The organism is Streptomyces sp. ADI95-16, assembly GCF_003721495.1.
GTDB lineage: Bacteria > Actinomycetota > Actinomycetes > Streptomycetales > Streptomycetaceae > Streptomyces > Streptomyces goshikiensis.
Map to the genome: position 1 here is coordinate 134,981 of NZ_CP033581.1, position 11,362 is coordinate 146,342.

The following is an 11,362-nucleotide window of genomic DNA, read 5'->3' on the forward strand; positions in this document are numbered from 1 at the left end:
CTGTCACGGGATACTCACGTATGCACTTTCGCCTGCTCGGACGCCTCGACGTGACTGCCTCCGACGGATCCCCCATCGCCCTCCCCGGTTCTCTCGCCAGGGCGATCGTCGCCCGCCTCACCCTGGCCGGCGGGCGCCCCGTCCAACGCGATGTCCTCATCGACGAACTGTGGAGCGAGCGCGAGGCCAGGAACCCCGTCAACGCGCTCCAGGTGCAGATGACCAAGCTGCGCACCGCGTTCGCCGAACGGGGCGAGCCGGGCCGTCTGGTGATGCTGGCCGGCGGATACCAACTCGGCCTGGACGACAGGGACCACATCGATGTCACCGTCTTCGAAACCAGCGTCCGCCGGGGCCGGGAACACCTACGGGCCGGAGCCTACGAGGACGCCGAGGAGACCCTCCGAAGCGGCCTGGACCTGTGGCGGGGGCGGGCGCTGGAGGACCTGACCGGCATGGTGTTCGAGGGCGAGCGCCGCCGGCTGGAGGAACTGCGGCTCACCGCCCTGGAGGACGCAGCCCATGTGGGACTCGAACGGGGCCGGGCCCAGGAGCTGATATCCGAACTCACCGCCCTGCTGGCGGATCATCCCTTCCGGGAGAAGCTGCGCGGCCAGCTGATGCTGGCCCTCTACCGCAGCGGCCGGCATGCCGAAGCACTCGACCTTTTCCACCGCGGCCGCGTGCTCCTGGACGCCGAGCTCGGCCTGGCGCCCTCACCCGAGTTGCGCGCCCTGCAGAGCGCGATCCTCGAACACGACCCCGCCCTGATGGGCTCCGGGATCGTCCGAAGCGACGGGGCGGAGCACCGGCCGGCCTCCGCGCTCCCCGGCTCCGGGAAGCCGGAGGGCAACCTGAGTCGTTCCCTGGGGCCGTACGTCGGCCGGCGCGGCGCCCTGCGGGCTCTACGGGAGACGATCACCCGCGAGCGCCTGGTGACGCTGCTGGGTCCCGGCGGGGTCGGCAAGACCCGGCTCGCGCTGGAGGCCCTCTCCCGGCCGGACTCCCCCTTGGAGGTCCTCTGGTGGATCGACCTGGCCGTCACCGGTCAGGACGGCGTCCTCGCGGCCCTGGCCACCACGCTCGGCCTGTCGGACGCGTCGGTGGCCACCGGCCAGCGTCCCCAGGACTTCCTGCGGCGCGTCGTGTCCTCATTGGAGAACCGCACGGCGATCGTGGCCTTCGACAACTGCGAGCACGTCCTGGATGCGGTCGCGCCCCTGGTCAGCGCGCTTCTCGACGCCTGCCCGCGGCTCACCGTCGTCGCCACCAGCAGGGAGCCGCTGGGCATCGCGTACGAGGCCCACTTCACGGTGGAGCCGATGACCGCCGAGGAGGCCGGTGAACTGTTCACCCTGCGCGCAGCCAAGATCAACCCTTCGTTCGCGGCGGGGCCGGGCGTGCGCCAGGACGTCCTGACCCTGTGCCGTCGTCTCGACGGTCTCCCGCTCGCCGTCGAACTCGCCGCCGCCCACGTCCGGATGCTCTCCGTGGCGGAGATCGACCGCAGGCTGGATGACCGCTTCGCCCTCCTGGTGAAGGGAGAGCGCACGGCGCCCGCCCGGCACCGCACGCTGCGGGCGGTCCTCGACTGGAGTTACGCGCTGCTCGGCGGCCCCGAGCAGGAGGTCCTGAGCGAACTCGCCCTGCGGGTAGGCGGAACCGCGCTCGACGACGCCGAGCGGACCGGGACGCTCGGCCCGGAGACGACCGGGACGCCCAACGGCGGCCACGGCGGCGGTCTGCTGCCGATTCTGACCCAACTGGTGGACAAGTCGATGCTGTTCACCGTGTCCGGCACGCACGGCACCCGTTTCCAGATGCTGGAGACGGTGCGCGAGTACGCCCTTGCCCGCCTGCGGACCGAAGGCCGTCTGCAGCAGGCCGAGGAGCGCTTCGTCTCCTGGGCTCTGGACTTCGCCGCCGAGCACTGCGCCGCCCTCCATTCACGGGAACAGACCGCCCACTGCCTGCACATCACCGAGGAGACGGCCAACCTCAGGGCCGGCTCCGAACTGCTGGTCCGGCAGGGCCGGGCAGCCGAAGCCCTGTTCCTCGAATCCTCCCTCGGCTACTTCTGGTACGTCTCGGGACGTGAGGAGGAGGGCATCGACCGGCTCGCCCGGACCCTGGAGGCCTACGACAGCGAACCGGGCACCTCGGATCCCGCGCGCCGGGCCGGCCCGCAGGAGGAGTGGGCGCTCACCTACACGTTCGCGTGGCTCGCCTGGCTCAACCACGTCGCCGGGCGGCACGAGAGCGCGCTCGGCTACGAGGAGCGCTACCGGGCCGCCTGGCGGCGGGCCCGCAACCCGGACGTGGCGGTGATCGGCCCGGTCTATGAGGCGTTGTACGCGCGGCTCACCGCCGACGAGGACCGCGGCGACCTGTTCGCGCGGGCCGAGGCCGGCGTCGCCGACACCGCGTTCCAGTGGGACCGGGCCGTCCTGCAGTACAACTGGTCGACGTACTGCCTTCACAACGGGGACCCGGACGCGGCGGGCGAGCACGCGCTGCGCGGCATCGAGGCGGCCCGCGCCGCCGACGACCCCTTCGCGCTCGCGATCTGTCTCACCGCCCGCGGCGACGCGAAGGAGAGCGCCGGCCGACGGGAGGAGGCCCGCAGCCTGTGGAGCGAGGCGAGCGAGATCCTGCGGACCATGGACGCCCGCTCGCGCTGGGCCTACCGCGCGCTGCGGCTGGCCTACCTGGACATCGGGGAGGGGGACTACGACCGCGCCGACCGGCGCATCGCCGAGGTGGAGCGGATCGCCGCCGAGGTCATCTCCTACGACCTCGTCTACGCGGGGGCGAACCTGCGCGCGGTGGTCCTCGCCGCCCGCTCCCGGTTCACCGAGGCCACAGAGGCCCTCAGGGAGGTGGCGAGCGCGGAAGCCGCCCCGCGCCACCGCCGGGCCGTGGCGTCCCTCGCCCTCACGGTCTGCGGCGAGGGCGGGCCGGCTGACGGTGAGCGGCTCGCCGATGGGCGCCGCGAGGCCGCCGCGATCATCGAGCCGCTGGCCCGGGACGCGGTCGGGCTGCTGCTGGCCGAGGCCACCGAGTGGGGCGGCACCGATCCGGGACGGCGCTACGCACTGCACGAGCGTCTCACCCGCTCGCCGTCGGTGCGGGCGGCCTTCTGCTGACGGGCTCCGGCGCCCGGCCGGCGCCCGGCCGGCCGGACCGTGTCCGCGTCTGAGCAGGGCGCCTTCGAGGGCGCGCAGCGCGGCGTGGGTGCGGGACTTCACGGTGCCGGGGGCTATGCCCAGGGCCCGGGCGGTCTCGGCGACCGACTTGTCGAGGTAGCGCGTGTACAGCAGGATCTCGCGGTGCGGTTCACTGAGGTCCCCCAGGGCCTCGCGGACCACGAGGCGGTCGGCCGCGCGGTCCTCGTGGCCCGGTGAGGCAGGCTCCACGACGTCGAGGTCGCCACTTTCGCACGGGCGGGCCCGGCGGGCCCGGTGGCTGTCGATGACGAGGTTGCGGACGACGGTGACGAGCCAGCCGCGGATGCCCTCTCCGGCCCGATCCAGGAGCGGGGCGTGGTGCCAGGCGCGGAGGATCGCCTCCTGGACGATGTCCTCGGCGCGGTGAACGTCGCCGCCCAGCGAGCGGGCGGCGACGTGCCGGAGCATGGCGGCGTGCTTGTCGTACACGGCGCGGACGAAACGCTCGTCGTCGGCTTCGGTTCGTCGAGCCGCTGCGGGTGACACGGCTGGTGTGGGTGGGGCGGCCGGTGTGGGCGAAGTGGTCATCACCCGGCCAGCGTTCGCCGCGGCGCTTGCCGGCCGCTTACAGCACGCTTTCCCTGCCTGTCCGGAGACTGTCGCAGCCTCCGGACAGGCAGGATCCGCCGGGGTCGGCGGGTCCGACGGGTCCGACGGGTTACACCATGCCGCCGTCCACGGTCAGGTTCACTCGGTTCACGGCCGGGTTGCGCATCAGGAAGACCGTGGCGCCGACGATGTCGGCCATGGTGGCGAGCCGACCGGTGGGCGTACGGGAGCGGACCGACTCCAAAACGTCGGCCTGCCCGCTCCACGACGGCGTGTCGCTGACGATCCCGGGGTGCACGGCATTGACCCTCACCGGTGCGAGCTCCGTCGACAGGGTCCGCACCATGGAGACCACGGCGCCGTTGACCGCCGTGACGGTCGTGGAGCCGGGGTAGGGCGCGTCCTTCGCGACGCCCCCGAAAAGGACGACCGACCCGGTCGGCGCCATCACCTCACGCAGGGCCGCGACCGCGGCGGTGTATCCGACCACCTTGAGCGTGGCCAGACGCACCGCCCGGTCCACCGAGTAGTCCCGCACGCTGTTCACGTCTCGTTCCACGGCCGTGATCACCAGGTGGTCGACCGGGCCGATCCCCGACAGTGCCCGGGCGATCTCGTGCGGCTCAGCGAGGTCGAGCGCGATGCCCCGCACGTTGTGGCGCCCCTTCCCCACCTCCCGCGCCACCTGTCGCGCGCGCTCCGCATCCCTGCCGGTCAGCACCACGCTGTCGCCCTGCCCCGCGAGATGCCCGGCCAGCTCTCTTCCAATGCCGCTGGTCCCGCCGATGATCACGATGTTCGCCATGCGCGTCTCTCCTCATCCGTGTGGTGAATCCGGGGGCACCCCACCGGCGGTGCCCGATCCGCTCTACGGGGCGGGGGCACCACCGGTTCCGGGGCGGGGACTACGACCGGGCCGGGCGGTGATGTGCCGGTGCGCGAACCGATCCCGCCCGGCGTCCGTAGGGCGGGCACAGATTCGACGACTTCGAAAATGAGGTGACGACATGTCCGACACGGACACGTTCGGCAACGGGCGCCCGGTACTCCTGCGGGGCGGCACGGTGCTGCCGATGGACGACCCCCGCCGGGTACTCACCAACACGGACGTCCTGGTCAGGGGTGACCGCATCACCGCGATCGGCCCCGACCTCGCCGTGCCGCCGGGCAGCGCCGTCATCGACGCCACCGGCGGAATCGTCATGCCCGGCATGATCGACACACACCGCCACATGTGGCAGACCGCGCTGCGCGGCTACGGCGCGGACTGGACCCTGAGCCAGTACTTCGTGTGGTTCTTCATCGACCACGGCAAGCACTTCCGGCCCCAGGACATCCACGCCGGCAACCTGCTCGCCGCCGCCGAGGCCCTCGACGCCGGGGTGACCACGACCGTCGACTGGTCACACGGGCTGGCCACCACCGACCACGCCCACGCCGCGGTCGACGCGCTCCAGGCGGTGCCGGGGCGCTTCGTCCTTGCCTACGGCAACCTCCACCGGCCCGCCGCCGAGTGGGCCACCGACCCAGCCTTCCGTGCCTTCCTCGACCAGCGCGTCCCCCGCGACGGCATGCTGGACCTGCAACTGGCCATCGACCTGGGCGGCGACCCCTCGTTCCCCGAGAAGCCGGCCTTCGAGGCCGCCCGCGACCTGGGCGTCGCCGTGACCACCCACGCCGGGGTCTGGGGCACCGCCCTGGACCGGAGCATGACCATGCTCCACCAGCACGGATTCATGCGCCCGGGCACCGTCTACGTCCACGGCTCGTCCCTGGGCGACGACTCCTACCGCCGCATCGCGGACACCGGCGGGTACCTGTCGATCTCCGCCGAGAGCGAGCAGCACGCAGGGCAGGGATACCCTCCCACCCACGCCGCCCGCGCCCATGGCATCCCCGTGTCCCTGTCGATGGACACCAGCGTGTGGTGGAGCGCCGACCTCTTCTCCGCGATGCGCGCCACTCTGGCCGCCGACCGCTCGCGCGAACACGCTGAAGGTCATGCCCGGGGCGAGAGCGTCACCCACACGACACTGCGCGCCCACGACGTGCTGAGCTGGGCGACCCGCGGAGGCGCGGCCGCCCTCGGCCGCTCCCACGACCTGGGCACCATCGAGGTCGGCAAGAAGGCCGACCTGGTCCTGCTCAAGAACGACGACTCCCCCGTCTCCTTCCCGCTCCTGAACCCGCACGGGCACGTCGTGCTCCAGGCGCAGCGATCCGACGTCCACACCGTCCTGGTCAACGGCCACGTCGCCAAATACCGCCACCGGCTCCGGGGAATCGACCTCCAGGCGGTGCGCGACCGCGTCGAGAACACCGTCGAGCACCTGCGCGGCCGGCTCGGCGAGAGCGAATGGCACAAGGGGATGAACCCGGAGGTTCCCCGCGCGAAGACCATCGAGCAGAGCCGGTTCGGCACCGAGCAGCCGCCGGCCGGCCAGTGACCGGCGGGCGATCTCCCGCGCGGGGAGGGCAGCGGACGACAGTCGCGGCCATCAGCCGGCCGCCGCACCCCTGGGGGAAGCGGCACTGATCTACGGGCGTTCCTGTGGACGGACAGCTGATGCGACTGGCTGGCGCGTCGGCCCAGCCGGGGCATGCGGCCGGAGAAGTTCTGGGCTGTGCCCGGCACGGGGCCGGGTTCATTGCGGCCGGCCACCCGCACACTCGGCCTCGCCGCCCAGCTCGGCGTCCGTACGGTTCTGACGAACGCGGTCCGGTACGCGGATCCAGCGCAGCACCGGATCGCTGAAGTGCTGGATGCGGGCGGGCTGCTGCGGCCGACTGCGGCGAACGCCGGCTGAGGGACCCCACCACCATGGCGGCCGCCGCGGACCGGATCGCGGAGGCATCCGGCGCCGGGGCGGGCCGGGCGGCCGCGCTGCTGGCGGACACCGTCCGGGCTGGGAAGGACTCAGTGCGAGGCCGGCATGCTCGCCCGCGGCCCCTACGGTGACCGGCGCGGCGCGCGGTCGGGAAGCTGGAATACGAGGCATACTTCCTGGCCGTCGCCCACGTAGTCGCGGACGTCCGCGCGATGGGCATCCGGGTCGCGGCCCGAGGGTCGGGCGCAGGGTCAATGGTCAACCCAGCCTGTTCGTGGCGACGGCGAACCCGCTGGACCACGACCTGCTCTTCGAACGGTTCGGTGCGGCGCCGGTCGCTTCCGGACATGGTCAGTCAGCGGCGCCAGGGACTCGGCGCTCTCGGGCAGTAGTACCGCGCCATCACCCAGCGGAAGACGGGACTCTTGCACCCGTTGAGCACTACACCGGCCCTTACTCAGGCTGCCTGAACTGGCCGATGCTCAGGGCAAGGCCGGTGGGCCACTCGCCCGGCAGGCCTCGGCAGGCCAGGGCCCCTTGCACGGGGCTGGGTCCATGGGATCAGCCCCTCGCGTGATGGTGCGGTCGCACCAGTCGCACAACACTGTCGCGCGGGCGCCCGCGTCCTCAAGGACCCTGGCCGCCTCATCTGCGACGTCGAGCCAGTTGGGGCCTGTGACCACTACGGGCGCGCTGTCGAGCAGAAGTTTGCTGTTCCAGAGACTGAGGCCGGTGACCGTCCGGATCGCACGGACCACCTCCACCTTCCGGTCACCTGCCCCTGTCAGCAGTACACGGAACCCTGGCTCTTCCACACGCCCTCCCCGGACACTCCAACCGTCTGTGAACCATCACCGCAACTGCCGAATGTCATGAGTGGCTCTGCCACAGGTACTTAACGCTTTGGCACTCCCATTCGACTTCTCGGTGTGAGAAGACAACAGTTGCTGCCCATCCAGTGGCTGAAGTGGACCCCACTCCCGCGTTGCCGTAGAAATGCGACAACAGGGCCTCCTGGACCGCACGTTGGATTCGACACCCTTCGAGCTTCCAAGAGGCCCTGCTCTCATGCACGGCAGCCGCCGCAGTCACCCGATCGACTGACTTCTCGACGAGATCGGGACGACAGCAGTCGCGTCGCTTCTCGTGATCGCTGGGACGGACAAACTCGCACTGCCATCCAGGTAGACGGTCGGCTTGGTGACGCCCCAAGGCCGCCTCGCGGGTTTGAGCCCGGTGCCGCGACTGACGAACCTGGCGAAGAGTCGTGTCCTACCGGCTCGAGGCGCGGCCAACCGCCCCCGCTTACGTCCTACTTCTCCTCCGGCTCCCAGGCGCGGAGCAGGTCGAGCAGCCCTGCGTCTCCGTCAACGTGCAAGGAGTCGGCCTGGATCCGGTCGTACAGGTAGAGGACCAGCTCACTGGCCGTGCCGTGGACGGAGGCGCCGGCTGCGTCCGAGTCTTCGCCGGTCGCGGCGGTGGGCGCGGGGATGCGGGTGATGCGTGCGCCGTCGCCGTCGACGGTGAGGCGCCAGGAGCGGCCCTCGGCGGCGTGGAAGTCGAAGGCCGTGGGCTTGTGCGGCCAGGCACTCGGCGTTGCGCAGACGGTGAACAGGAACTCCTCCACACCGTCGAGTGCCAGCTCGACCGGCAGCGGCTGCGGGGAGCCCCCGGCGAGCTGGGCGTCGTAGGTGTGCACCGCGGTCTCCTGGACCCGGTGCCGGGCGGTGCCGCCGGCGGTCTGCGGTGACTGCGACGCGGGCCACCACGTCCAGCAACCGCTCTCCGGTCCCGCCGCGCGCAGGGCGCCCAGCAGAAGCTGCGTCGACGCGTCCAGCCAGGCCAGCAAGGCCTCACGCTCCTGCGGCACTTCCAGCGCGGCGCGCGCCGCGACGGCCTCGGCCGGGGGAGCGTCGGCAGACCCCGCGCCGACGATGGCGGCCCAGAAACGGTCTCCCCCACCCAGGTGCTTCACCAGATCGAACAGCGTCCACCCGGGGCAGGTCGGCACCTGCGCGTCGAGACCGGGCGCGGCGGCGACCACGGCACGGAAGGCGGTCGACCGTTCATCGATCAGTCGCAACAGGTCAGGGAACTCAAGATTCTTTTCCACTCCGGATGTCTATCACCCTGCTCCGGTGATCGGACAGCGATTTTCACAGTCGCCGCCGGTTGGCCATTGCGGACGTCCTCGCCTCCCACCGCTCGGGTCACAAGCTGCGCACTGCTGCGAGGACGCTGGTGGGGGGTACGCCAGGCGTCGTGCCTGTGAGTGCTCTGGCCTCGCCGTGCGGCCGGGCACCTCGGCGACGTGACGTCCACCCGGTGCGCGCGGTCATGCTGCCGCTCGATGTGATGGACGCGGAGGTCACGACGGCGGGGGAGGACCGGTCGGGTCGGGAGTTCAGGTGACTCCCGTTCGACCAGCACTCCTCAAGTTCGGAACAACGACAGCCACTTAGAGTTCCTAACAGAAGCTGTTGATCATGTGACTTTCGGTTCGGATGGTCGTTGGTCTGGCCGTGGGGAAACGTCAGCCGCGGCCGTGGATCGTGTCGGATGAACTGTGGTCGCTCATCGAGCCGTTACTGCCTGAGCCAGCGCCGAAGCAGGTCGAGGGACGCCCTCGGGTGCCGGACCGGCAGGCACTCTGCGGGATCCTGTTCGTGCTGCATACCGGGATCCAGTGGGAGTACCTGCCGCAGGAGCTGGGCTTCGGATCAGGCATGACCTGCTGGCGGCGTCTGGCCGCGTGGAACGACGCCGGTGTCTGGGATCAACTGCACGTGGTGCTGCTGAAGAAGCTGCGGGTCGCGAAGAAGCTGGACTGGTCGCGGGCGGTGATCGACTCCTCCCACGTCAGGGCCGCTCGGCGGGGCCCAAAAGTGGGCCGAGCCCGGTCGACAGAGCACGTCCGGGCAGCAAGCACCACCTCATCGTCGACGGCCAGGGCATCCCACTCGCCGTCTCTCTGACTGGCGGCAACCGCAACGACGTCACCCAGCTGATACCCCTGCTGAAGAAGATCCCCTCGGTCGCCGGCCTGGTCGGACGGCCACGCAAACGACCCGACAGCCTGCTCGGCGACCGCGGCTACGACCACGACAAATACCGCCGTCTCGCCTGGGCGCTGGGCATCAAACCGGTGATCGCCCGCCGCGGCGTCCCGCACGGTTCCGGCCTCGGAGTCCACCGGTGGGTCGTGGAGCGGACCATCGCATGGTTCCACGGCTTCCGCCGGCTACGGATTCGATGGGAACGACGCGACGACATCCACGAAGCCTTCCTCGGTCTCGCCACCTGCCTCATCACCCACCGCCACGTCCAACGCCTTTGTTAGGACCTCTTAAGCCCTCGGTGGCTGACGCCGTACATGGCAAGACGGAGGAGCGCCGCGTCCTGCACGTACTTGGGGGCTCCGACAACGCGGCCAGGCGCGGTGCCAGGCGCTGCGGGCCAGGCAAGATGCGGAAGAGACGGCGGCCTAGTTCCCCCTCTCCCCCGGCAGCCCGGCGGCAGGACCGCTCAGGGCGGTCGTTCGATTGTCCGAGGTGCATGCGATCCTTCGATTCGGTACCGCCAGGGGATCGGTGCCGTGGCCTCGGGCAGCACGATGTACTGACCGACGCCACAACGAGATGAGCTCCAGTAGTGGGTGGGGAATGAAGACCAACAGAATCTCTCGCCGCGCGCCTGCCGTCCTCCTCCGCTAGCCGGCGGTGTCGTCGCAGATGGGCTTCGGGGGGGCCGTCGCGATCACGTTCCGCCAGTAGTCGGCCTCCCCGGCCGGGCCTCGGCGTGCGGGCTGGATGAAGGTGGCGAATGTCGTCGTTCCCGGCCGGGCCTTCAGGTCGCCGGGGCCGATCGCGACCACGTAGCGCTCCCCCGGCTTCATGATCACTTCTCGGTTCGAGGTGGCCACCTGGAAGGAGCCGGGGGCCCCGCCGGGCTCAACCCGCTGCGACACGCCGATACTCGGGGCGAAGTCTCCCTTCATCGTCTCCACGATCCGTACCGGCGTGGTGACGAGCTCGGGGTTCTCGGCGCCGACGGCCCGCGGGTCGTGTGCCGCTGCGCCGACGGCCTCCACCACGGCGATGCCCTGCGCGCTGGTCGCCACCTCGGCGTCCGTACCGCCCGACGGCGTCCCGCACAGGCTCTCCGTATGCGGGGCGCTGCCGCTCTCCCAGGCGTACCAGCCGCCGCCGAGGAACACGGCGGCCGCGGTCCCGGCCGCCGCCCACGTCTTCACGTTCATGATCAGCCCCACAGCTCGGAGTAGTTGGCTCGGTCGACGTCCTGAGGGAGATCGAAGTATTCGTGGGCGGTCGGCCACATCAGCGACCGCACGTAGCCCGGCCCGCCGGCATCCGACTTGTGGCACAGCCCCAGGGCGTGGCCCAGCTCGTGTGCCGCGATCTGCCGGCGCTTGGTCTGGCTCGCGTTCTTCATCGCCGCGGTGTTGAAGCGGATGTAGTCGGTCTGGCCGGGGCCACCCCGGTAGTTCCACTTCGCGGCGGCGTGGTCGCTCGGGTCGTTGTAGTCCGTGAACTCCAGGTCGTTGACCGTGGTCGCCGAATCCGGCGCCAATCTGATCTTGTGGCCGCCGTACTGCCACGCCTTGAGCGCGTGCTTGTACGCGTCCGCGTAGGCCGTGTTCGCGGTCCATCTGATCTCGCCGTCATCCACCGAGCTGCGCGACCGCGACTCCGACTCACCCCTGACACACGGCGCGGCCGCAGCGGCTGCCGCCGGCGG

The 11,362-nt window shown here is 71.0% G+C and carries 8 protein-coding genes and 2 pseudogenes; 4 read left to right on the forward strand and 6 right to left on the reverse strand.

Going from position 1 to position 11,362, the window contains the following annotated elements:
• Positions 1-20: 20 nt before the first annotated feature.
• Positions 21-3,146 (forward strand): BTAD domain-containing putative transcriptional regulator, encoded by a 3,126-nt coding sequence (locus EES41_RS00765; protein WP_123074723.1) that lies wholly within the window; start codon positions 21-23, stop codon positions 3,144-3,146.
• A gap of 78 nt (positions 3,147-3,224) precedes the next feature.
• On the opposite strand, the pseudogene EES41_RS42585 reads toward EES41_RS00765, so the two are convergent.
• Positions 3,225-3,755: pseudogene (locus tag EES41_RS42585) on the reverse strand (sigma-70 family RNA polymerase sigma factor); the annotation flags it as partial.
• A gap of 130 nt (positions 3,756-3,885) precedes the next feature.
• The gene (locus EES41_RS00775) at positions 3,886-4,581 is read right to left on the reverse strand and encodes an SDR family oxidoreductase (RefSeq protein WP_123074725.1); all 696 of its coding nucleotides are present in this window, start codon (positions 4,579-4,581) and stop codon (positions 3,886-3,888) included.
• 202 nt (positions 4,582-4,783) lie between these two features.
• Here EES41_RS00775 and EES41_RS00780 point away from each other — a divergent pair, with 202 nt between their 5' ends.
• Positions 4,784-6,223: an amidohydrolase family protein gene (locus EES41_RS00780; protein WP_123074727.1), complete on the forward strand. Its 1,440-nt coding sequence runs from the start codon at positions 4,784-4,786 to the stop codon at positions 6,221-6,223.
• A gap of 153 nt (positions 6,224-6,376) precedes the next feature.
• Positions 6,377-6,948, forward strand: a pseudogene (locus EES41_RS00785) (DNA polymerase III subunit alpha); the annotation flags it as partial.
• A 138-nt stretch (positions 6,949-7,086) separates the two neighbouring features.
• Here EES41_RS00785 and EES41_RS00790 read toward each other — a convergent pair.
• Both EES41_RS00790 and EES41_RS00795 read right to left on the reverse strand, forming a co-directional pair.
• Complete coding sequence (locus EES41_RS00790; RefSeq protein ID WP_302186141.1) at positions 7,087-7,419, reverse strand: ribosomal protein L7/L12; 333 nt, start codon at positions 7,417-7,419, stop codon at positions 7,087-7,089.
• A 497-nt stretch (positions 7,420-7,916) separates the two neighbouring features.
• Positions 7,917-8,717 (reverse strand): maleylpyruvate isomerase family mycothiol-dependent enzyme, encoded by an 801-nt coding sequence (locus EES41_RS00795; protein WP_123074729.1) that lies wholly within the window; start codon positions 8,715-8,717, stop codon positions 7,917-7,919.
• Positions 8,718-9,108: 391 nt separating this feature from the next.
• On the opposite strand from EES41_RS00795, the gene EES41_RS00800 reads away from it, so the two are divergent.
• A protein-coding gene (locus EES41_RS00800; RefSeq protein WP_254211242.1) for an IS5 family transposase occupies positions 9,109-9,944 on the forward strand; the annotation gives its coding sequence in 2 pieces (ribosomal slippage) (positions 9,109-9,478 and positions 9,478-9,944; 837 coding nt in all).
• Between the two features lie 369 nt (positions 9,945-10,313).
• On the opposite strand, the gene EES41_RS00805 is transcribed toward EES41_RS00800, so the two are convergent.
• Complete coding sequence (locus EES41_RS00805; protein ID WP_164495674.1) at positions 10,314-10,862, reverse strand: hypothetical protein; 549 nt, start codon at positions 10,860-10,862, stop codon at positions 10,314-10,316.
• A gap of 2 nt (positions 10,863-10,864) precedes the next feature.
• A complete protein-coding gene (locus EES41_RS00810) occupies positions 10,865-11,293 on the reverse strand; it encodes a matrixin family metalloprotease (RefSeq protein WP_164495675.1) in 429 nt (142 codons plus the stop codon).
• Between the last annotated feature and the right edge of the window lie 69 nt (positions 11,294-11,362).